Source organism: Komagataeibacter sp. FNDCF1 (assembly GCF_021295335.1).
In the GTDB taxonomy this organism is placed as follows: Bacteria; Pseudomonadota; Alphaproteobacteria; order Acetobacterales; family Acetobacteraceae; genus Komagataeibacter.
The window spans coordinates 3,490,999-3,512,278 of record NZ_JAIWOT010000001.1 but is presented as its reverse complement, the minus strand read 5'-3'; the positions used below and the strand labels follow the sequence as shown (position 1 = coordinate 3,512,278).

The following is a 21,280-nucleotide window of genomic DNA, read 5'->3' as shown; positions in this document are numbered from 1 at the left end:
TCTCCTCTTGCCACAGAGTATTTTACTACGAGAGCTACCATAACGAAATGATCGCTATTAGGCGGCTATGTCCCAAAATTCGGGGTCATGCCGGATAAAATCCGGGAGATCTGCGGGGTTTAGCTCCATCCACGGGAACGGTGCGTCAGGTTTTTCGGCGAACTCAGGCCAAGAGGCCGGGTTATCATTGGGCGAGTCAGCCGGGGATGGTTCCAGATAGACCGGAAAGGATGGCATCGAAGGCTGCTTGGGGTGCGTAACCGGGGTTACTATTATAAGAGAATTAGACTTCCGCACCCCATCCCACCGGCGAGCTGCGGCTTCTTGCAGGAAACTAATCCCTGTCACTGTGTAGGGTTTTGCTCCTGACTTCCCATTGTCCCTTACCTTAACCGTCAGCCCAAGCCGCTCAAAAATGTCCTTCAATTCATCGCCAAGCCGTCGACGCTTCGCATCTACCCGCCATCTCACTGACACGATCCCAAGATGCGCCATCAGGAATCGTTCATCCCAAGCCCGGTCCGTGATATCCTGTGCATCTTTCTTACTGAGCCGCATCCCTTCTTTCAGGTCCATCCCGGCAAGAATACGTCGGTAGGCTTCCCGTGTCTGGCTCCACAGCTTTCGCTTCAAAATAGTCATCTCCCCGCGATCCGGCACCTCTTTTCCCATGACCGACGCCATGCAGTCCAGCACACTTGTCCCTCGGCCATGGTCCCACAGCGCAATGGTTGTGTCATCAAGATCGGCGACATTAAGCTCTTGTCGAATGCGAAATGCCTCAATCTCATAGCGTTGCTCTTCAGTCAGTCCTTCCGTTTGCTTCAACTCATTGAAGCGGCTTTCCCCGATGATTGCTGCATTGCGCACCCCGCGAATATAGGCTGCCTCACTCTCCAGCCGGAGGGCCTTGCGTTCGTGCGCCAGCACTGCATTCGTCCCGGCATCACCCTTCCGGATGGAAGCGCCCATCTCTTCTAATATCCAGAGAAGGCCGTTGCCGAAGTCTGCCTTACTGTTGGCGTCATCAACTGAGAGCCCGATCCGAAAGTTTTTCAACCCTGACAATGCCTTGCTGTCCGTCGTGTGAGCATTCGGATTGAGGCGATCAATGTCCATGCGGTTGAGGAAGCAATGGATTGTTCCCAATCTTTGGCGAGCCGCCTGCATCGTCCCAGCCATGCGAATGTCCGTTCCACCACCCAGCGACGCGGCAGGATCTGAAAACCCTTCACCGTATCGGACCGCCTGATGATTTCGAGGGTCCATTTTCCCATGGAGGCGAGCGCGGATCGCAATTTGTCGCCAGCATAGCCGCCATCAGCGAAGATGTGGCGCAGCCAGGGAAAGCGCCTGCGTATCGCTGCCAGAACATCAACGGCCCCATCACGGTCCTGGATATCAGCGGCATGAACGAGGAGAAAGATCAGGAAGCCGCAGGTATCCGTCACGATATGGCGCTTGCGGCCCTTGACCTTCTTCCCCGCGTCATAGCCCGAAATCCCGCCGCTTTCCGTGGTTTTCACCGACTGGCTGTCAATCACGCCCGCGCTCGGAGAGGCGTCACGTCCCTCGATCTCGCGCAGGCTCATGACCAGCACCGTATTCATGACCTCGAACACTCCGGCATCACGCCAGGCGTAAAAATAGCGCCTGATGGTCGAGACCGGCGGAAAGCATTTCGGCAGCAGACGCCACGCACACCCGGCCGAGGCTATGTAGAGCATCGCATTGACCACCTCGCGCATATCCGTCGTGCGCGGACGACCGCCCCGTTTCGCCGGGGGCACAAATGGCATGATCAAAGTCCACTCCCCGTCCGTCATGTCCGATGGATATCGCAATCTTTCCCGGCTATACTCGCGCCGGGCAATACCAGTCCATGTCACCATTCACTCCATCTCTCTGCAAAGACGGATGAATCACAACAGGCTGGTATTGTTCAAAAACTTTCGGATCGGGCTCTGAGACCTCCGACCGGAACGTGTCATAAGAAAGAACAGTTACCCCAGCTAGTAGTGCCGCTTCCCGCTGTCCTTTCATGATGCCTTCAAGGTCATCGCGCTGTCTGAGATTATTGATCTCCGGAAGCGATACGACCAGTTTTTTCAGATAGCGGACTCGCCGCATCATCTGTGCTGCATCTGCTGGGGTTACGGTGTAACCTGCCCCAATAAATACCCCAAGAGTGAAATGTTCATTCTCTCCATGTTCAATGGAAATTCCAGAACTAATCACCGGAGAGTGTACAACTACATCATATTCCCGGCTTTCGTTCTCCGGAGAAAGGAGAAAAGATTCCTGATTCCGGTTGAATTTATTTTCTGCCCAGATTCCCAATACTTTTTGCCCTCGATTTGCAAGATGTTCTGTCAGGGCTTTGGCTTCTTTTACGCTCTCGCACGAGACCCAAATTCGTTCGCCCGCGTCCAACTCAGCATCTATTCGGCCCCAAATGGCTGATGCGGCACCTTGACCATTATGCACGAGATATTCGACGTCCAGTTCAGGCCGCTTTTCCGGAACTACATCAATGATACGGAAGGTTTCTCCTGGCCTACACTCTTCAAGAAATCGCACTGTCCGGGCATCTGCACCCGCATCTGCTGCAACCACGCACTTTGCCTGCCGGACCACATCCTTCAGAGCATTGTAAATAGCCCGGTCATTGATATCTGAGGCAAGAAACCGAAGAACCTGTGACACTTCGTCTATAAAAATATACTCGCAGGCATTCCTTACTCCGGAAAACCGCGACTTTTTTAATGACGGGAGGCATGTTGCCAGATTGCTCTCTTGTCCATCCGCATCTTTATAGTAGGCGACGTCAAGAACACCGGACAGGCTTCCGGTGAGCGTGACCCTATGGCATAGAGCAATGAATCCCGGCTTCTGTGTCCGTATCCCGTCGCCCAGAGGATCGGGCATTTCAAGCGGAGGCCGACTCTTTACCCAGTCAGCGAACCGTCGGCCTACGACCTTGGTTTTGCCCAACCCCATGGGCGCACGCAAAATAATGACGCCCCGGTAATCCTCCCCAGTCAGATTGGGTAAAGTCGCCCGTTCTTCGTAATGATGTTTCTTCTGCGCTTCAGGCGGAATGCTCATGGTGCTGAGGATGAACGCCTTACGCTCGGCCACAAGCTTTCCGACCCACGTTCGCGCCACAGGACTGCCTTGCGCGGCACTATCTATGTCTGCAAGGAAAGGAACCCGTCGGGACAACATACCGGCCTTTTTCCAATCAACGATCACTGCGTTGCGGGGCTTCTTAATGCCCGTATCCAACCCGTTGCGGACGGCTTGTATGGTCTCTCCCAAAGGCAACCCGGTCGCAATTCCCGCTGCAATCAGCTTTTCCTCGGCAAAGGCGCGGTTGATCTCTTTGCCACCGACAAGTTCGCCGATACCTGCGGAACAGGCAAACACCCGGTTGTTGCGTCCTCCTTCAGCGGTATCCGTGATGCGGGCAACCGCCGCGTCGAGTTCTTGAAGTGCCACTTCTGTTGCTCCGGTCCGTTCGACAAGGGCCTTCTCTGCATCGCTCAGTTCACGGAGGGGCATTACTTCCCGTTGAGGGGCCGGGGCTGCCTCTGCTGTGTGCAGAGTATCGAACTGCGCTTCTGTGATACGCCCCGCTTCGGCCGTTTTGAGGAACTGGTAGAGTGATAATCCACGACCGTTCTGTCCAACAGCATAGCGTGTCCCGTGCTCGGCATTGAAATAAGGCATATTGAGCCAGTTGCCGATATTGGGGACAGCTTGCTTGGGAAATACCTCTGTTTCGATGGGCCAGCCTAAATCAGAGACCATACCTTTTAGTTTGGCCATTACCTTTCCGGCATTTATCGGCTCACTGAAAAAGAAGAGGATATGTGCGCCACCGGACTTTGACCGGCAAACAATCCCGGGGAGGTTCCTTTGTGCCAGCACCTTTACGATATCCGCGTGGATCATATCGTATTTGTCGATATCGATACCGGCCCAATGACAGGTACCTGTCTGCGTAACAGGGATGACGCCCAAGGGCCTTGTTCCATTGAGATGCTGCTGCCAGAGATCGGCTGTCGGACCAGATGTCGTAATAGTCCGGGCGGTGCCCTTGATCTCGACTTTCTGCCCGATAGGAGTTGGCTCGGAGGCCGCCGCCATATAGGTACCGTGTCCAGCATCATTGCCAACGAACAGACGGAACATCCGCTCAGCATCACTAAGATTTGGCTTGTGCTCTTGGGCTGTATAAAGTATATTCATTCTTGACTATTCTCTATTTGTACTGAATTTAAAACCCCTCTTGTTGTAGCAGGAGGGGTTTTGTTTTTGATGTCATAGACTTATGTTATCAGATATACGAAAATATCTCATTATTACTTAACAGACCGACGAGCGATCCGGGTGCCGGTCGCATCAGGCTGATCCCTGCGTGATTCAAAATAAGCCTCAACCTCGGCAATCTTGATCCGTCGTGCTCGGCCAATCTTGCACGACCCGAAGGCCCCGGCGTTCAGCAACCGATGCACGGTGGCCTCGCTGATAGAAAAAGCTGCCATGATGCCGGGGATAGAAGCATAGACAGGCCTCCCAGCCTGCTCGATCATATCACATCTCCATCGATATTATCACTCTGTAGCTAGTATAATTCGGATGGTCAGTGACATGCCATTCATTTTTACATTGTTTTACACGGTCAATTACTTTGCACGATCACGCAATGCCTAAATGAAGTAAGCGGGCGTCATAGCAGACCACTGGGATCGGTAGGGCGGCGGCCGAGGGCTTATGCCCCAGTTGTGTCCAAAAGGACACCAGCGGTCTGGAAAGCCGTCTGTCGGGTGTGAAATGCTGACACGCGCTAGCCTGAGAATGGCGCTGGCAGTATAATTATTGAGGAAGGAACGAAGACGATGAAGAAAACGGAGATTAGCATAGACACGCCGTTGGATGATTTGGCTACTATGAAATGGTCGGGATGGTTGTCATACCCAGACGCAACTCGTATTGATCAGGTTGGTGTAAAAGTAAGACATATTATTGGTCAGGAGTGGGCTGCTGACGGGGATTTATATGAAGTGTACTTCAATAAGTGCGGCGACGACGGAATAGATAAAATCTTGGTAGCGGAAATTAAAGACCAAGGAACGACGAAAACCCCCGTTTTTTATTATCGACATAGAGTAAAAAATATCTGACTACTCCCTCAACGTCGCTAACATGACACAAGCTATCGAGTGATCGGAGGGGCTAACCGGTGTTACTATTATAAGAAAATTAGACTTACGCCCCCCATTCCACCGGCGTTGTCATGGCCCGCTACACCACCTCTCCCAGTCATCCATCATCTGTCGCCGCTTGGCGAACAGGTCACCTCTCCGGTAGGCGGCCTCAACCTTGTCGCCGATAGCATGAGCCAGTGCCATCTCAGCCACCTCGCGGGGGTAATCAGTCTCCTCGGCAGCCCAGTCCCTGAAGGTCGACCGGAGGCCATGCACAGTTACGTCCTTAGTCCCGGCTGCAATATGGAGCGCTTTTGAAACGGCGACGTCGGATAGGGGCTTGCCCGCTTTCTGTCCCGGGAAGATAAAATCACCGTGTCGCTGATCCCGGAGCGCCATGACTTCCTGGAGGATTGCCATCGCGGTATCGCAGAGCGGCACACGGTGCTCCTTCGCTGCTTTCATCCGCTCTTTTGGAATGGTCCAGACGTGATTTTCAAGATCGATTTCGGACCAAACCGCCCCACGTGCTTCTCCCGACCGAGCCGCTGTTAGGCAGATAAATCGCGTTACCTTGGCTGCAATACCCTCCGATGTGGTAAGTGCTGCCATAACCCGAGGAACGTCCTTCCGATCAAGGGCTGCAAAATGGCCTGCCTGAGCCACCTTACCGGGAGCTGGCAGAATGTTGGACAGGTGGCCGCGCCAACGGGCCGGATTCTCACCCTCCCGCCAGTTCTGTGTTTTTGCATAATCCAATATTCTTTCGATGCGACTTCGAACACGGCTGGCGGTCTCAGTCTTTTCGGTCCAAATGGGACGTAGAACGGCCAGCACATCATCCGTATCTATGGCCGATACAGGTTTCTGACGCAGGATTGGGTAGGCGTGCTTTTCTAATGATGAGCGCCAGAGAGCGGGCCACCGCTCATCACGCCATCCTGCGCTCTGTTCGGTGATATAGCGCCCCGCCAGTTCTTCAAAGCTGATGCCACGTTCCCGCTTACGCTGGGCTTTCTCATCGCTCCGGTTGTCTATCGGGTCGATTCCCTCCCGCAGCAATATTCTAGCAGCAGAGGCAAGCTCACGAGCCTCAGCAAGAGAGATATCGTGGGTCGGGCCAAAACCCATCTCCCGACGCTTTCCGGTGACAGGGGACTTAAACCGGAAGGACCATGCTTTGGAACCGCCCCTCGCCACGACCCAGAGATTACCCCCGTCTGACAGTGAGCCTTCCTTAAGCGCGTCAACCTGCCGTGCTTTTAGCCTATGTGGTGCTACCTTCATTAACCTATCTTGCCCATCTTGCCGCCCCTCTTAAATTACGCTTTCCCTAGATAGCTTGAGATAGGACTCGACAGCCAGAAAATAATTTTCCTTTTGAAATCAATTAACTTAAGACTGTTTGAGCATGCCTCAGCTAGGACCGGTAAGTGGCCGCCCAGACCTCCAGTCCACCCCTGACAGGGGAGGACAATGATTGACACAATCCGCGAAAATCTGCCGTTTTCTTCTCTCTGGCTATGACAGCAAATGACAGGGAGAGACGTCTAATGACAGGCATGATGGGGGTATCCGTGGGGGTATCGATGCTGATGGATGACACCCTGGCATCCGGCGTCGAACTGCCAGATCCTGGGCTATGAGCCCTGCCGGATATGCACGAACGGCCAGCCTGCCCATATCCCCCTGCCCTCCCTGACCAATGACGAAGCGAACGGCTATCCGGGCATGATGCGGGTTTGCGAATCCACAACAATGATGTCCGCCTGATTGCCAAAAGGAAATACATTCCCGATCCGGATGGAGGCCATGACCGTAGGCGGCAATACATGCGCCGGTCCGGTCATTCCGGCAGCGGACAACGATGCGCTGCGGTAATGACGCGCCCTGCATAAAAAATCGTGCTGCGGCAACATATTCTTGAATGAAACCTGCCAGACATATAATATTTTTTTTAACAAAACATTGGCAGTATATTTTTGATGAAACATTTCCATACGCGTCCTGACGCCCCTATAGAAAAGCTCTTCCTGAGTGCTGGCGCCGCAAAGGCTGGCACTACGTGGCTCTATAGAATAATGGATTGCCACCCGCAGATCCTTGGCACCCCGATCAAGGAAATTCATTACTTTGCGCGTGATCTCGTGCATTGGGATGTTCTGGGCCGAGAAGAACGTCTGAGGCGCATGCGTGAACATCTTGGCTGGATCATCAATGACCAGAACCATAGCTATATCGAAAAGAACATGCGCTGGTTTGCTGACTTCCTCATGGATGTTGACGGCCCCCAATGGTTCGCAAATCTGTTCAGAAACCGAAAAAATGATGTCTACTGTAGTGAGTTCAGCAATCTGACATCGCTGATCCGCGGGGATGAGTGGAAACGTGTTGCGGAGGTTTCCAATCATGTCAGGGTTTTATATACAATAAGAAACCCTTTATACCGTTACTGGAGCCATATGAAGTTCCACTACAGTCTTTTTGATCATAATTTGGATTTAAAAACATTAACAACAGAAGAATACAAACGCATCATTTTGAGCGATGACTTCTGGAAGCATGGTAATTATTCTTCTTTTATAGAAGATGCGAAAAAAAATCTCGATCCGGATGAATTCTGTGTCATGCGGTTTGAGGATTTTCGTGTGAAAGGGGACAGGGGGAATGGAAGTGAAGGAATGGCGGGATTATGTGGGCCAGACGGGGATTTCGAGGGATGAGGAAATGCCGGTTGCTGTAGGCGTAGGTTAGTCTGGTGGGGAGTTATCCACAAGACGAAATCGCCATCTGGGAATGTCTGGAAGCAAATGGCGTTTCGGGCATATGGGACATACCCTTTGGAACTTCGGCATGTTCAGCCGCCGGGATGCTCTGAACAATCTTATGACCCTCTTAGAGCCCGATCCGAAAGTTTTTCAACCCTGACAATGCCTTGCTGTCCGTCGTGTGAGCATTCGGATTGAGGCGATCAATGTCCATGCGGTTGAGGAAGCAATGGATTGTTCCCAATCTTTGGCGAGCCGCCTGCATCGTCCCAGCCATGCGAATGTCCGTTCCACCACCCAGCGACGCGGCAGGATCTGAAAACCCTTCACCGTATCGGACCGCCTGATGATTTCGAGGGTCCATTTTCCCATGGAGGCGAGCGCGGATCGCAATTTGTCGCCAGCATAGCCGCCATCAGCGAAGATGTGGCGCAGCCAGGGAAAGCGCCTGCGTATCGCTGCCAGAACATCAACGGCCCCATCACGGTCCTGGATATCAGCGGCATGAACGAGGAGAAAGATCAGGAAGCCGCAGGTATCCGTCACGATATGGCGCTTGCGGCCCTTGACCTTCTTCCCCGCGTCATAGCCCGAAATCCCGCCGCTTTCCGTGGTTTTCACCGACTGGCTGTCAATCACGCCCGCGCTCGGAGAGGCGTCACGTCCCTCGATCTCGCGCAGGCTCATGACCAGCACCGTATTCATGACCTCGAACACTCCGGCATCACGCCAGGCGTAAAAATAGCGCCTGATGGTCGAGACCGGCGGAAAGCATTTCGGCAGCAGACGCCACGCACACCCGGCCGAGGCTATGTAGAGCATCGCATTGACCACCTCGCGCATATCCGTCGTGCGCGGACGACCGCCCCGTTTCGCCGGGGGCACAAATGGCATGATCAAAGTCCACTCCCCGTCCGTCATGTCCGATGGATATCGCAATCTTTCCCGGCTATACTCGCGCCGGGCAATACCAGTCCATGTCACCATTCACTCCATCTCTCTGCAAAGACGGATGAATCACAACAGGCTGGTATTGTTCAAAAACTTTCGGATCGGGCTCTTAAAGACCTTGTACCCTCTTTCTGGCGCAGGCTATAATGAGCCGGAATACCAAGGGAAGATACAGGCATGCAGAGCAAGGATGACGAGCCTATCGTGGTGACGCCCGCAATGTGGGTGGCAGGCTTTCTGGCAGAGGGCAAATATCCAGATTGGAGTATGGGAGGCCGCATGGCGGGGATATATGCCGCCATGGAACGTGTCAGGCGTGCCGAGCTTGACCCAGAGGTAAAAGCCCACAATCAGCGTGAGGTGGGCGGGTCAACGATTGTACTGCCAGGGAAGGTCCGTAAAAGCGGCAGCTAGGGACATCATCCGATCCATTTCAGGGCTGCGAAGTCTTGAGCCAGCAGTGACCGCGTGAAATTGCGATGCCAAGTAGGCAAGTATGATCTGAATATCTACCGTTGCCGCAAGCAGATCATCAGGGGAACATGGTATATCGACGGAATCCGCGCCAGATACAGATGATAAACCGGATATAAAATCCCCATTTTTATGCATTTTTACCGGCTTATGGAGGACTTCGTTTCTAAGTTCTATGATCGTTAGGAAATGGGGCAACACCCTGCCACTATAATCATTGCCCCGTTCTTCAATCAGTTCGCGTATAAGGGCGCTTAGTGGCGTTTTATCAAGTTTTTCTGATACTTTTCCTTCTCGATAATAGGCGTCTTTCAGATACAGAAGGCGCAAGGCATCTTCAGCAACAGAAAACTGATATACAAACCTACCCAGCGCCAAATAAAACGATTGCAGTTCAGTGCTTTCGCCCATCATGACATTGCCTGTAGTCTGTAGGCGACGCGACCGATTACGGTGATTGTGCTGTCTCCATCTGGCTTTCCCCAGCGCACGCGGGCCATATCTGCAAAAAGTGGCGGGTAGAGGGGGTTATCAGATGCGATCCGCACCTTGCCATCCAGTTCCGCTGACAGGCGTTTGACCAGCAGGCCGCCATTCACGACCAGAACGTGGATGCCATCAAGGATGTGCTGCTGGCGGGTATCGACTACCAGCCGGTCCCCCGCGTGCAATGCAGGCTCCATGCTGTCACCACGGGTTTCCAGCATGAGGGCGCGGTTTGGTTCCAGGCCAAGGTCTTGCCGCAGGAAGCGCTTCGAAATGGCTACTTTCTCCGGTTTTTCTGCCTCATCGGCGCACAGGCCGAAGCCTGCGGACGCAGCGATATTGTAATAGTCGATGTAGGTTAGATCGTCGTCGTCCTGCATCGGTGCAGACAGAACGCGGGCTTCCTGCCTTGGCGTATCCTCACGACCAGCCAGCCACTCAAGAGACACGGCGCAGGCGCGGGCGATCTTTAAGGCGGCACCGAAAGGCATCTGGCGACCACCAAGATAGTTTGTAAGAGATCCGAGAGGCACCCCTGATAGCGCCGATACCCGCTTATTGCCTCCAGCGCTTCTTATCGCTTCACGCAGTTTTTCAACCACCGGATCAGAGGAAGTCACATCCGAGTTTACACTCGGAACTCGGATGTTGTGCTCATCAACCGTATTAGAGTTATTTTTTGTAGTCATTTCAATCACTTCCGGTGCTTACGCACAGGTTTTCCACATAAAACAACTCGGATGTGCCTTTTTAGAGCTTGAAGGCAAACTCGGAAGCGGTAATATCACGGCACACCTCGCGACGAAGGACAGCGACGTAAAGTCGCTGTGACGGGGTTGAAGAAAGGGGCGGCTGGCACCGCCCCGAATCTCAGGAGCTATATATATGGCACAGAAGCCTAGAGGAATGCACGCCGAGGACATCAAGGCGGAGCTTCGGAAGCGATACGGCTCGCTTGCGAAGTTTTCCACCCTGATTGGCCGCGACAGCCGTGCTGTGAGCAAGACCATCGGAACCGTGGGGTATTCGGTTCCGATCGAGCGCGAGATTGCCAGGGTGCTGGGGCGTGAGCCGCAGAATATCTGGCCGGGTCGCTACCATAATGACGGGTCTCCTGTTTCCATGACCGTTATCAGGACACCTACCGCCCTGCCGCATGACGCGCACCGTCAAAACGGAGTGGCGGCATGAACATCGAACAGATACCTGTAGCTGACATCGAGGTTGGCGAGCGCCTGCGGGCGGTTGATCCAGACTGGTCGGCACTAATTGCCGCCTCCATGCAGGAGAACGGCCAGCGGGCACCCATTGAGGTCCGCAAGCTTGGCCGGTCTGGCAAGTATGCGCTGATTTCTGGCGGCCACCGTCTGGCTGCGATGAAGCTGGCGGGCATTGACCATGCCGCTGCCATCATCGTGAAGGCTTCCGATCTGGAAGCGAAGCTGCTGGAAATTGATGAAAACCTGTGCCGCCGGGAGTTGAGCCCGTTGGACAAGGCCACGTTTCTGGCCGAACGCAAGGCGGTTTATGAGGAACTGCACCCGGGAACGAAGCACGGTGGCGACCGGAAGTCAGATCAAGAGTGCAACCTTGCACACTTGATCCCTTCCTTCACTAAAAGCACGGGCGAAAAGCTGGGCATTGATGCCAGCACCATCCGCCGGTCCATTGCCCGTTACACTCACATCATGCCGGATGTCCGCGAAAAAATCACGGGCACCTGGCTGGCCGATAGCGGCGCACAGCTTGATGAACTGGCCAAGCAGGAGCCGGACATGCAGCGCCAGATCGCGGATTTCGTGTCCCAATGGCCGGGCGTGCGGAAGGTGTCCGAGATTGTGCGTCAGCTTGCCGGTCGCCCCAAGCCCACGCCGCCGGGTGTGATTGAGAAGGTTGCGGGTATCTGGCGCAAGGCGTCCCCTGCAGAGCGCAAGCAGATCATTGAGTTCTTCGCGCCGCACCTTCCCGGTTATCAGCCAGAAGAAAGGGCAGCAGCATGACCCGGAATGCACCCGAGCAGCTTTCCCTGCTGGACTGGGTTCCGCCCAATCCGGTGGTGCGGTTTGACCCGCGCCTGATCCGCGCCAATCAGTTCACATCCCGCCTTTCGCGCGCCATTTCCGTATCGCTGGAGACGTGCGGACGGTCGCGGGAGCAGATCGCGGAAGAAATGTCTGCGATGCTGGAACGGCCCATCAGCATCAACATGCTGAATGCCTACGCGAGCGTGCAGCGTGAGGGCCACCAGATCAGCGTGCCCCGGTTTGATGCGCTGATTTCTGCCACGCGGGACCGGCGGCTGCTGGAATTCATGGCGGAACCATTTGGGTGGGCGGTGATCGAGCGGCGTTACCTGCCCGCCATCGAACTGGCGGCGGTTTCTGAACACAAAAAGGAGCTTACGCGGCGGGAAAATGCCCTGCGGCGGCAGGCCATGCGTGGGGGTAGCTGGTGATGAGCAAGCGGCCATTTAAGGTGGTTTATAAAAACACCGGAACCATAGAGCGTCCTGAACGGACATTGGAAATCGGTTCGATTGCCATCGTTCATGGGCGGAATGACCCTTACATTGCCGGGGCCGCCCTGGAAAAGGATGGAACCATTACCATTGGCGGGGAAGAATTCAGCTTTCTTGCACAGCTCGCGTTGTTTGCCTTGCAGGCACCGGGCAAGGATGCAGCCGCCCCGCATGAGGTCAATTCCTGGCTGGAAGGTTATCGGGCGGCAGCTTCGCGCGTCCGGACTATGCGCTATGCGAATTCTTCATCGGGTAGCGAGACGAAGTGATGGCGGGAATTGCACAGCAGCAGTGGTTTTCGCTAACCGAACTGGCGGCAATGGCGCTTCCCGCTCTCCCTGCTACCGAACGAAATATGCGTGAAAGATGCAACGCGGAAGGATGGTTGAACCCTGAACTTAAGGGTCAGACATGGCGTGAACGCAGCGGCCGGGGTGGTGGATACGAATTCACCATGTATTCCCTCCCGCTTCCAGCACAGGCCGCCCTGGTCATGCGGATGCAGGCCGCCAATCCGGCAGCACAGAAGCCGGACGCAGACCGCACGAGGCGCGAACGTGAAGACTTGTGGTGGCGCTTTGATGCCATGCCGGAGAATAGAAAGGCGGAAGCCCGCCGGGCGTACCAGATACTGGATGCAGTCGAGACGCTGATCCAGCACGGGGTGCGCAAGAATTGCGCGATCATACAGATTGCGGCCCTGCGCGGCGTAGGAACGACCACGATATACAACTGGTATCGGGACGTGCGTGGGTTGAACCGATGCGACTGGCTGGCCGCCCTGGCACCGCATTACGCCACGGCCAAGTCGCGCGCGGAGTGTCCGCGTGAGGCATGGGAAATCCTGAAGGCCGATTACCTGCGCCTGTCTGGCCCGACCTTCAATGACTGCTACCGGCGCTTGCAGGGGCAAGCCAAAAAGGAGGGATGGAAGTTGCCATCAGCAAAGACGCTCAAGCGGCGCATGGACGCACTGGGACCGGCGCTGCTGACCCTGTGCCGGGAAGGTAACGACGCCCTGCGCCGCATGTTCCCCGCGCAGGAACGTGACCGGTCCATCTTCCACGCCATGGAGGCAGTGAATGTCGATGGCCATGTCTTTGACGTGTTCGTTGATTATCCGGGCATTCAGAAGCCTGTAAGACCTGTTTTAGTGGCCTTTCAGGATCTGTTTACCGGCATGATCCTGTCATGGCGTCTGGATATTTCCGAAAATAAGGAGATGGTCCGTCTGGCGTTTGGTGACATGGTGGAGCGCTATGGTATCCCGCAGAAATGCTATCTGGATAACGGGCGCGCCTTCGCCAGCAAGTGGCTGACCGGCGGGGTCGAAAACCGCTACCGCTTCAAGTTGAAGGATGATGAACCGCAGGGGATCATGCCCCAGCTTGGGGTGGATGTGCGGTTTGTTAATCCCTATAGCGGGCAGTCGAAGCCGATTGAGCGCGCCTGGCGCGATCTGGCGCAGGGGCTGGCCAAGCATCCGCTGTTCGAGGGGGCGTATGCCGGGAATAACCCGATGAACAAGCCAGAGAACTACGGCAGCCAGTCCGTGCCCCTGGAGTTGTTCATCAAGGTGGTGGCGGAAGGCATTCAGGAGCACAACGAGCGCATAGGGCGGCGCAGCAAGGTATGCGGTGGAAAACTTAGCTTCAAACAGGCTTTCGAGGCATCTTATGCTACCGCTCCCATCACCAAGGCCACGCCGGAGCAGCGTCGGCTGTGGCTGCTGGCGGCGGAAGCCATCCGGGCGGACAAGACCACGGGTGAATTCAAGCTGGAAGGCAACCGCTTCTGGGCTGAGGAACTGACCGCGTTGCGCGGGCAGCAGCTTGTGGTGCGGTTTGACCCGCAGGCGTTGCAGGGATCGGTGTTCGTTTACCGTCTGGACGGCACTTTCGTGTGTGAAGCGCCGTGCCTTGCAGCGGCGGGCTTTGCCGACAAGGGCGCTGCCCAGTCCCATAACCGGGCACGCAAGGCGTGGATCAAGGCGCAGAAGGATATGGAAAAAGCGCAGAACCGCATGTCCATCGCGGAATTGCAGGACATTTACGCCCCCGATCCCGATGCGGCGGAAGAAACGCCCATGGAGGCCAAGGTGGTGCGCCCGTTCCGCCCCGCCGCACTGACATCCGGCAATGCCGCGCTGGCTATCCAGCACCATCAGGATGAAGACGCGGAAGACTACATGGTGCGGGCCATGGAAATGGAACGTGCCGAACGGGCTGAATTACGGCTTGTTGACCCGGACGAATACTGAGCGTCCGCACTAAATACTGCCTTTACACAACAGAAAAGAACACGGAACGATGGTTAAAGAAACCGCGAACGCTACCCCTGTGCCCGTTGATACGGACAGCCTGCGCAACCATGCCCGCCTGGCGCAGGAACAGCATGGACTTTCTAACCGACAGGCAGCCGATACGATGGGCGTTGCCTATTCCACCTACAGCGCGTGGCTGAACAACAGTTACGCGGGCAACAACGCCAAGATTGATGACGCCGTGGAAAAATGGCTGAAATCTCTGGATGCGCGGAAGAAAGAGCGCGACATGACCCCGACGGTTCCGGGGTTCATCATGACCGCGACGGCAACGCGCATTTTCGCCATGCTTGATGGCGCGAAGTTTGGCCCGGACATGGCCATGATCGCGGGAGATGCTGGTGTAGGCAAGACGGTAGCGCTGAAAGCCTACCAGCGCCGCAACAACAACGTGTGGATGGTGACGGCCCGCCCGGCCATGAAGTCACCCACTGCGATCCTGACGCGCATCGCCAAGGAGTTGGGGGTGCGCGAGCGCGGCTCCGGCCTGGACGAGGCCATCATTGAGCGGATGGCGGATACGGGCGGCCTGCTGATTGTGGACGAAGCCCATCACCTGAGCATTCAGGCGCTGGAAGAAATCCGCTCCCTGCATGATCTGGCGGAAATTGGCGTCGTGATCGCGGGTAATGCGCCGCTGAACAACAAGATTGATGGGCTTGGCCGCAGCAAGGAGCATGCGCAGCTATTCAGTCGCATCGGCCTGCGCCGTTACATCCAGTGCCCGATGGAGCGCGATATGTGCGCCATTCTGGCCGAATGGAACATTCAGGATGATGAGGTGAAGAACCGCGCCAAGGGCATTGCCCAGAAGCCGGGCGGCCTGCGCTCCATGACCAAGGTGCTGCGCAGCGCCATGCGTATCGCCCGCATCAGCGGGAACAGCCACATCACGGGCGATGACCTGAAACATGCCTGGGCAGAGCATATGACCGGGAAGATGCCGATCTTCAGTCGGGTTGGGGGATGATTATGTCAGACAACACGAAAACCGTGGCCGGATACCTGATCCCGGCCACCATTACAGCAGAGAAGATCAAGCGCGCCTGCGCAGCCAACGGCTACAGCGTGATGGTTGTGGCGCAGGGCGAAAAGCCGGAATGCATGATTGAGAGCATCATCATTGCGTTGGGGCGGCCCGTTCGTGTGATCAAGGATGTGGAAACGGCTGCGCACATTCGATCCATCGACGGCGCGCCGGATTGCGGGATGCTTAATACGGCACTCCTTCCTGACGGCGAATGGACTGATGTGGTCCGCCGCAGCGATCTGGACGCTATTCGTGACAGTGACGCAGTGGTGATCCGGGAACTGGAGCGCCATCAGCACGCCCTGTATCGGACCATCGACCGCCTGACCGATGCGCTGTCGCACATCATCAACGCCCCACCATCAATTTATGACGCCCGCAATTTCCGCGCGATTGCGCGTGCGGCCCTGCGTGAAGGAGAGGAAAAGGCATGAACATGCACTCCGTAATTCCCATCCAGAGACACGTCCGGGGCGTTGGCACAATCATTGCTCCCACTGCCGTCATGGATGCCCTGCACGATGTTACGGCAGGTACGCCGCTGGACCAGCCCGACCGGTTCGATGCGCTTTACCGCGATCTTATGGACCTTCTGGATGGCTTCCACCCCGATGCGGGCATTTATGAATGCCTGATGGTGGTGGGGCACCCCATGAACCAAATCGCGGGCCGCGAAGAACGCCGCGACGTGATGATCCGCTTCTTTGAACTGCTGATCCCCACCCACCTGACCGCCGGTGAAATCCTGACCGGCCTGGAGACACGCGCATGACCCATATGACCCCGCTGGCGCAGCTGCGCCACAGCACAGGCAGCATGCGGGAAACCGCAATCCGCATGCGCGAAATTAAAGGCGACCGCACCCTGACCGCTGCTGACCTGCATGATCTTGGCGACTGGCTCATGCGCCAGTGCATCGAGATTGACGGGGCCATCGGCGCCGCAGCCCTTGCCGGACACCTGCCGCATCTGGGCAGCGTCGTGATCGAGGGCGAATGCCGGGAGATCGGGGCATGACGGAGCCCATGACCGTCAATGCCCGCCTCTTGGTCGAGGTGGCAGCAAGAGCCATTGATCTGCTTGAGCGGGAGCATGCGGCATGGGTCAACAAGGGGCCGAATGAACTCACCAAATCGGTCGTTGATGCCCTGAACTGCTCTGTCGATGCGGCTCATGCCGGAAACATATGGGAGGCAGCCAATCAGGCAGAGCGCGCAGTGGCGGCTGCACTCGTGCTGTCAGCAGGACTGCGCGTGCTTGCAACCCGCATGCACCCCATCGTGCCGGGAGTTCATTGATATGACCTGCACCGCACATTGCGACAGGAACGGGATCATCGGCTTTGCCGATGGTCTCCATTTCCCCGACGGCACACTGCCCATCGCCTACGGCAAGCCTGGCGTGATCCGGGGCGTAGTGGAAGTCCTCGCCCGTCATTCCCGCAAAGGCAAACGTCTGTTGGTGCCCGGCATCCCCGAAGCCACCAGCGACCATGAAGCATTTTCCGCGCTCATGCACTTCACCGCCACAGTCCTCACCCGCAACGCCAGCCTGCGCCGCTGGCCGATGAAATCCCCGAAAGGAACCCGCTCATGAACGCCACCACACGCATTGCTGCTGCTCTTGAAGCAGGACAGGACGTGTATCAGCCGCCCCGCGAAGGCACGATCCGCAATGCACGCGGCGGCGAAAACCTGCGTCAGCATGTGCAGGTGCGCTGCCTTCTGCAGAACGACATTACGGTGAAGATGGTTGAAGGCGCACGCGCCCTGCGCGACCTGATCGCGGAACAGAAACGCCAGCTTGCAGCGGATGGCGAACTGTATGTCCGGTCCATGATGGCGATCTATAACGCCAATCCGACCGGGCGCAGGGGCGGCTTTACCATCACATCGTATGACGACCTGATGAAGGCCGAGTTTTCCGTCAGTGATTACCGTGCCGTTGATGGTGCGATTGTTGCAGCCCAGGCACTGGTGGCCGAAGTACTGAACGATCTGATGGGGCAGATTGATCCGTGGATACGTGACCTGCTGGATAGCGCCTTCAACCGGGACGAGAAGACCGGAAAAATTAATGTGGAGAACCTGCAAAAGCTGAAGAAGGTCGATATCCCCCATCCCAAATGGCCCGATGCCTGCGCGGCGATTGAGGATAGTGTCCGCGTCACGGGGTCGCAGTCCTACCTTCGGTTTTACGAGCGCGACAGGCCGGATGAAAAATGGCGCGCGATCAGCCTGCAATTCTCGGCACTATGAGGGATGCGTGGGCCATGGTCGGCATGCTGGCCATCCTGGTCCTTTCGTTCGCGGGCCTGCTGTATTTCGGCCTGCCCCGCGACCCCGATTTCGATAACCCCGGCTACGCCGCCTGCATCAGGCGCGGGCACGCCCGATACGACTGCAAGATGCACATCCTCGGCACAGGGAAATAGCGACATGACCACCACGCAGGCCCGTAGGGCCAGCCCGGCACGCGGCGCGATCTACGCCAAGCTGCACATCGCCCGCAAGGAACTGGCACTGCCGGATGAAGCCTACCGCGACATCCTGCACCGCATGACCGGCCATACCAGCGCGAAGGACGCCACCACATCGGCACTGGAAAAGGTGCTGGCCCATTTCCGCACGCTGGGCTGGAAGCCGAAGAAAGGCAGCCTGTCCACCAGCGACAAGCCGCATGTCCGCATGATCTATGCGATCTGGAAGGACATGGGCCCAATGCTGGACAGCGGCGGCACGCGCGAAGCCCTGCGCGCCTACGTCCAGCGCCAGACCATGACGGCAGACCATCCCGGTGGCATCACCGCGCCCGAATTCCTTGATGGCGTGCAGGGACGGAAGGTGATTGAGGGTCTGAAACGGTGGAAAGCGCGGCTTGAGAAGGGTTTGAAATAGCGATGAGCAAGACAGAAAAACCGACGGTATACTGTTCGTTCTGTGGAAAATCGCAGCATGAGGTGAAGATGATAATCGCTGGGCCGAAGGTATATATCTGCGATGAATGCATTCACCTTTGCACGGATATATTGGACGATAGAAGCATAGAAAGCCTGTCACGGCGGATCGCTACCACTGTCATCCGGTGGCGCAACCGGATCGGACGATGCTTGAGGCCGAGACGAACATAGCAATCCACGCACGCATTACATGAAGCCGCCCCTATCTGGGGCGGTTTTTTCGTTTACAGACAATACTGGATGCCTGTTTATAAAAGGGACGATTTCGCTTAATGATTACTGATGATGATCTGAACGCCCTGCGCGACAAAATCCGCTCCGTTGTCCGTCAGTCCGTAATTGCCGGGCGGCACGCCACCAGTGGCGAGGACGCGGCGCGCATTCAGGACCAGATGGTCGCGGCAAGTGAAAGCACGATAATGCTGGATATTGTCGCCCTTCTGGCAAAGCATGATGGTAAAGAGGTGACATGACCAATATTCGCCCACCCGCACAGATTGACTGGATTGTTGCCGATGTCGGGGAAGACATGGCGCTGTCTTTTGTTGAAAGCGCATGCGGGCGGCGTCTGTGGGTGCCCCGGAAATGGGAAGGCTCCGACCTTGCCATGACATATGGTGACGATATCGCCCGCTGCCTGGCCAACCATTTTGGCGGCGAATACATAAAAATACCGATCTGCCGCGCGTGGCGCATCCAGATGTATCGGATGATGGGCCTGTGTGTTGATGATATTGCCAACCGCGCGGGTGCGGACCGGTCATGGGTCAGCAAGGTGTTGAGCCGCGGCCCCTATATTCCGCCGCCGCCCCGCCAGAACTGGCGCAATGACCCGGCGCAGATTCCCCTGCTTTAGGGTGTGTCCGTCTAGTCGAACGTGATGCCCCCTGCCTGTCGCGCGTAACGTGGCGGCATGCAGACCAACTTCCTCACAATCACAGAATTTACCCTTGGCGAAGAGGGTCTGTACCAATGTCGCAGGGACGACGGCGGTAACTGGACCGGCGGCGCGGTAGGGCACGGGTTCCTTGTCGGCACCATGCGGGGCATTTCAGCGCCCACCATGCTGCGCTGGACGGGCGCAAAGCCGGGGAACATCACGGCCAAGGTCATGCAGTCCATTGACGTGCCGACCTTCCGCGCCATTGCCCGCGCCTTTTACTGGCGTCCGCTGAACTGCGACCTGCTGCCCGCAGGTCTGGACGCCATGGTGTTCGACTTTGGCTTCAATGCAGGCATCCGCGTGGCCGCGCGCCAGTTGCAGGCCGCCGCCGGGCTGAAAGGCGCGGATGTGGATGGCGATATCGGCCCGCGCACCCTGTCCGCTGTGCTGGATGCCATGGCTGGCCCCGCTGGCCCGCGCATGATCGGCACGCTGACCGACATGCAGGCCGCGTATTACCGGAACTGCCGCCTGTTCAACGTGTGTGGCGAAGCATGGCTGGACCGCACCATCGGTCGCGAGGCGCTGGCCAATGCGCTGGCGCAAAAAGCCGCGCGCACCGCCGCCGCATGATCCGATACGGTCATGCGGGCGCGCATGGCCGTTTTCATTCCGGCGAGGACGCAGCGCCAATTTCGGGAAAATCCATGTCCATCAAATGGAGTGCGATCCTGCCGGGCCTGTTTTCGGTCCTGGGCAATATCGGCAGTGCGGCGGCTGGCAACAAGCTGGCTACCTACAACGCTGCCGCCGTTACGGCGGTCAAGTCCGCCGTGACCAAGGTGGATGGTGGCGTTGACCACCTTCAGGCCGCGTTCACCAAGTGGGAAGACGCGAACCCGGTGGCGCAGGAAGCCATCAAGGGCACCGTCAGCCTGCTGCGCGGCCTTGGCGTCACGGTCCCTGACCTCGATGTCGTGACCACGCACGTCAAGGCCGCCGTGGCCGACCTGTCCGGCATTCTGGTGCCGCAGGACACCCCGGCACAGGCCACCACCGTAGCCCCCACCGCTGCGGCCTGATCCGTGCAGATGATGACCCCGGCCGCGCCAGGCGTAACGCCCGCTGTGCTGATCGTCCTGATGCTGGTCGGGGTCATCATCACCCTTGGCTTTGTCCTGGTCATGTCACGCCACCGCAACCTTGCCATCCGCCACGAGGCGCTGGCGCAGGATGTCGGCACGCTCAAGGCCACCATGACCACGGTATCCGCCCAACTGCTGGAAATCAGCCAGGACGGGAAACACAACGCGGAATTGCTCCGCACCATCATTCGCGGAACCATTGAGTCCGCCAGCAGGAAATAACCATGAGCGCCGCCGAAGCCCTGATTGAAGACCGCCGCCTGCGCATCCTGAAATCCCTTGAGGAAATGCAGGACCGCCGCCTGAACGAGGACGTGCTTGTGCGCATGATTGCCGCAAGCGGCCAGTCCATCGACATCGACACCCTGCGTGCCGACCTGACATTCCTTCAGCATCAGGGCTGCGTCGCCATCGAGAAGCTGCCCCGCATGCATGGCGACCTGTGGGTGGTGAACATGACCGACAAGGGCGCGCGCGTGGCATCTGGCGTGCAGCGCCTGCATGGTGTCGCCCGCAACCTGATGTTCTGA

At 56.9% G+C, this 21,280-nt stretch carries 31 protein-coding genes and 1 pseudogene; 23 read left to right on the top strand and 9 right to left on the bottom strand.

Features of this window, described 5'->3' with window-relative positions:
* Positions 1-57 precede the first annotated feature (57 nt).
* From LDL32_RS16530 to LDL32_RS16515, 4 genes are all read right to left on the bottom strand, one after another.
* Complete coding sequence (locus LDL32_RS16530) at positions 58-1,119, bottom strand: hypothetical protein (protein ID WP_233068572.1); 1,062 nt, start codon at positions 1,117-1,119, stop codon at positions 58-60.
* Complete coding sequence (locus LDL32_RS16525) at positions 1,056-1,892, bottom strand: IS5 family transposase (RefSeq protein WP_048856220.1); 837 nt, start codon at positions 1,890-1,892, stop codon at positions 1,056-1,058. Before LDL32_RS16525 ends, LDL32_RS16530 begins: the two co-directional genes overlap by 64 nt.
* Complete coding sequence (locus tag LDL32_RS16520) at positions 1,855-4,254, bottom strand: TOTE conflict system archaeo-eukaryotic primase domain-containing protein (RefSeq protein ID WP_233068570.1); 2,400 nt, start codon at positions 4,252-4,254, stop codon at positions 1,855-1,857. The genes LDL32_RS16525 and LDL32_RS16520 overlap by 38 nt, the downstream gene beginning before the upstream one ends.
* 113 nt (positions 4,255-4,367) lie before the next feature.
* The gene (locus tag LDL32_RS16515) at positions 4,368-4,598 is read right to left on the bottom strand and encodes a helix-turn-helix domain-containing protein (protein WP_233068568.1); all 231 of its coding nucleotides are present in this window, start codon (positions 4,596-4,598) and stop codon (positions 4,368-4,370) included.
* Positions 4,599-4,904: 306 nt separating this feature from the next.
* Between LDL32_RS16515 and LDL32_RS16510 the strand changes: the two genes are divergently transcribed.
* On the top strand, positions 4,905-5,189 hold the full coding sequence (locus tag LDL32_RS16510) for a hypothetical protein (protein ID WP_233068566.1): 285 nt from the start codon (positions 4,905-4,907) through the stop codon (positions 5,187-5,189).
* 111 nt (positions 5,190-5,300) lie between these two features.
* Here the strand turns inward: LDL32_RS16510 and LDL32_RS16505 are convergent, their stop codons facing one another.
* Positions 5,301-6,500, bottom strand: coding sequence for a phage integrase central domain-containing protein (locus tag LDL32_RS16505; RefSeq protein ID WP_233068562.1), 1,200 nt, complete (start codon positions 6,498-6,500; stop codon positions 5,301-5,303).
* Between the two features lie 434 nt (positions 6,501-6,934).
* Positions 6,935-7,207 (bottom strand): hypothetical protein, encoded by a 273-nt coding sequence (locus LDL32_RS16500; RefSeq protein WP_370636723.1) that lies wholly within the window; start codon positions 7,205-7,207, stop codon positions 6,935-6,937.
* Here LDL32_RS16500 and LDL32_RS16495 point away from each other — a divergent pair.
* Positions 7,199-7,936: a sulfotransferase gene (locus LDL32_RS16495; protein WP_370636722.1), complete on the top strand. Its 738-nt coding sequence runs from the start codon at positions 7,199-7,201 to the stop codon at positions 7,934-7,936. The genes LDL32_RS16500 and LDL32_RS16495 overlap by 9 nt on opposite strands.
* 195 nt (positions 7,937-8,131) lie before the next feature.
* Here the strand turns inward: LDL32_RS16495 and LDL32_RS16490 are convergent, their stop codons facing one another.
* The 3 genes from LDL32_RS16490 to LDL32_RS16480 all read right to left on the bottom strand — a co-directional run bounded on the left by LDL32_RS16490 (position 8,132) and on the right by LDL32_RS16480 (position 10,581).
* Entirely contained in the window at positions 8,132-8,968 is an 837-nt protein-coding gene (locus LDL32_RS16490) for an IS5 family transposase (protein ID WP_048856220.1), read from the bottom strand.
* A gap of 333 nt (positions 8,969-9,301) precedes the next feature.
* Positions 9,302-9,820 (bottom strand): hypothetical protein, encoded by a 519-nt coding sequence (locus tag LDL32_RS16485; RefSeq protein WP_233068558.1) that lies wholly within the window; start codon positions 9,818-9,820, stop codon positions 9,302-9,304.
* On the bottom strand, positions 9,817-10,581 hold the full coding sequence (locus tag LDL32_RS16480) for a helix-turn-helix transcriptional regulator (protein WP_233068556.1): 765 nt from the start codon (positions 10,579-10,581) through the stop codon (positions 9,817-9,819). Before LDL32_RS16480 ends, LDL32_RS16485 begins: the two co-directional genes overlap by 4 nt.
* A 196-nt stretch (positions 10,582-10,777) precedes the next feature.
* Between LDL32_RS16480 and LDL32_RS16475 the strand changes: the two genes are divergently transcribed.
* The 21 genes and pseudogenes from LDL32_RS16475 (at position 10,778) to LDL32_RS16375 (ending at position 21,280) form a co-directional block, all read left to right on the top strand.
* Positions 10,778-11,083, top strand: coding sequence for a helix-turn-helix domain-containing protein (locus LDL32_RS16475; protein WP_233068555.1), 306 nt, complete (start codon positions 10,778-10,780; stop codon positions 11,081-11,083).
* Positions 11,080-11,892: a ParB N-terminal domain-containing protein gene (locus tag LDL32_RS16470; protein ID WP_233068553.1), complete on the top strand. Its 813-nt coding sequence runs from the start codon at positions 11,080-11,082 to the stop codon at positions 11,890-11,892. The genes LDL32_RS16475 and LDL32_RS16470 overlap by 4 nt, the downstream gene beginning before the upstream one ends.
* A complete protein-coding gene (locus LDL32_RS16465) occupies positions 11,889-12,347 on the top strand; it encodes a hypothetical protein (RefSeq protein ID WP_233068551.1) in 459 nt (152 codons plus the stop codon). Before LDL32_RS16470 ends, LDL32_RS16465 begins: the two co-directional genes overlap by 4 nt.
* On the top strand, positions 12,347-12,679 hold the full coding sequence (locus tag LDL32_RS16460; protein ID WP_025813664.1) for a hypothetical protein: 333 nt from the start codon (positions 12,347-12,349) through the stop codon (positions 12,677-12,679). Before LDL32_RS16465 ends, LDL32_RS16460 begins: the two co-directional genes overlap by 1 nt.
* Positions 12,679-14,670 (top strand): transposase domain-containing protein, encoded by a 1,992-nt coding sequence (locus LDL32_RS16455; RefSeq protein WP_370636721.1) that lies wholly within the window; start codon positions 12,679-12,681, stop codon positions 14,668-14,670. Before LDL32_RS16460 ends, LDL32_RS16455 begins: the two co-directional genes overlap by 1 nt.
* 49 nt (positions 14,671-14,719) lie before the next feature.
* Positions 14,720-15,703, top strand: coding sequence for an AAA family ATPase (locus LDL32_RS16450; RefSeq protein WP_233068548.1), 984 nt, complete (start codon positions 14,720-14,722; stop codon positions 15,701-15,703).
* A 23-nt stretch (positions 15,704-15,726) separates the two neighbouring features.
* Positions 15,727-16,197 carry a hypothetical protein gene (locus LDL32_RS16445; RefSeq protein ID WP_233068547.1) on the top strand — a complete coding sequence of 157 codons (471 nt, stop codon included), beginning with the start codon at positions 15,727-15,729 and terminating at the stop codon, positions 16,195-16,197.
* Positions 16,194-16,535 carry a hypothetical protein gene (locus LDL32_RS16440; RefSeq protein ID WP_233068545.1) on the top strand — a complete coding sequence of 114 codons (342 nt, stop codon included), beginning with the start codon at positions 16,194-16,196 and terminating at the stop codon, positions 16,533-16,535. Before LDL32_RS16445 ends, LDL32_RS16440 begins: the two co-directional genes overlap by 4 nt.
* On the top strand, positions 16,532-16,780 hold the full coding sequence (locus LDL32_RS16435) for a hypothetical protein (protein WP_233068543.1): 249 nt from the start codon (positions 16,532-16,534) through the stop codon (positions 16,778-16,780). The genes LDL32_RS16440 and LDL32_RS16435 overlap by 4 nt, the downstream gene beginning before the upstream one ends.
* Positions 16,777-17,061, top strand: a complete 285-nt coding sequence (locus LDL32_RS16430; protein ID WP_233068538.1) for a hypothetical protein — start codon at positions 16,777-16,779, stop codon at positions 17,059-17,061. Before LDL32_RS16435 ends, LDL32_RS16430 begins: the two co-directional genes overlap by 4 nt.
* 1 nt (position 17,062) lies before the next feature.
* Positions 17,063-17,359 carry a host nuclease inhibitor protein gene (locus tag LDL32_RS16425; RefSeq protein ID WP_233068536.1) on the top strand — a complete coding sequence of 99 codons (297 nt, stop codon included), beginning with the start codon at positions 17,063-17,065 and terminating at the stop codon, positions 17,357-17,359.
* Positions 17,356-18,021: a DUF3164 family protein gene (locus LDL32_RS16420; protein ID WP_233068534.1), complete on the top strand. Its 666-nt coding sequence runs from the start codon at positions 17,356-17,358 to the stop codon at positions 18,019-18,021. Before LDL32_RS16425 ends, LDL32_RS16420 begins: the two co-directional genes overlap by 4 nt.
* Positions 18,022-18,035: 14 nt before the next feature.
* Entirely contained in the window at positions 18,036-18,197 is a 162-nt protein-coding gene (locus tag LDL32_RS16415; protein WP_233068532.1) for a hypothetical protein, read from the top strand.
* 4 nt (positions 18,198-18,201) lie between these two features.
* Entirely contained in the window at positions 18,202-18,660 is a 459-nt protein-coding gene (locus tag LDL32_RS16410) for a regulatory protein GemA (protein ID WP_233068530.1), read from the top strand.
* 2 nt (positions 18,661-18,662) lie between these two features.
* Positions 18,663-18,794 (top strand): annotated as a pseudogene (locus LDL32_RS16405) (ClpX C4-type zinc finger protein); the annotation flags it as partial.
* Positions 18,795-18,994: 200 nt separating this feature from the next.
* The gene (locus LDL32_RS16400) at positions 18,995-19,195 is read left to right on the top strand and encodes a hypothetical protein (RefSeq protein ID WP_233068528.1); all 201 of its coding nucleotides are present in this window, start codon (positions 18,995-18,997) and stop codon (positions 19,193-19,195) included.
* The gene (locus tag LDL32_RS16395) at positions 19,192-19,578 is read left to right on the top strand and encodes a hypothetical protein (RefSeq protein WP_233068526.1); all 387 of its coding nucleotides are present in this window, start codon (positions 19,192-19,194) and stop codon (positions 19,576-19,578) included. Before LDL32_RS16400 ends, LDL32_RS16395 begins: the two co-directional genes overlap by 4 nt.
* Positions 19,579-19,635: 57 nt before the next feature.
* Complete coding sequence (locus tag LDL32_RS16390; protein WP_233068524.1) at positions 19,636-20,238, top strand: glycosyl hydrolase 108 family protein; 603 nt, start codon at positions 19,636-19,638, stop codon at positions 20,236-20,238.
* A gap of 74 nt (positions 20,239-20,312) precedes the next feature.
* Positions 20,313-20,687 carry a hypothetical protein gene (locus LDL32_RS16385; protein ID WP_233068522.1) on the top strand — a complete coding sequence of 125 codons (375 nt, stop codon included), beginning with the start codon at positions 20,313-20,315 and terminating at the stop codon, positions 20,685-20,687.
* 9 nt (positions 20,688-20,696) lie between these two features.
* Positions 20,697-20,972, top strand: a complete 276-nt coding sequence (locus tag LDL32_RS16380; protein ID WP_233068521.1) for a hypothetical protein — start codon at positions 20,697-20,699, stop codon at positions 20,970-20,972.
* A gap of 2 nt (positions 20,973-20,974) precedes the next feature.
* The gene (locus LDL32_RS16375; protein WP_233064588.1) at positions 20,975-21,280 is read left to right on the top strand and encodes a hypothetical protein; all 306 of its coding nucleotides are present in this window, start codon (positions 20,975-20,977) and stop codon (positions 21,278-21,280) included.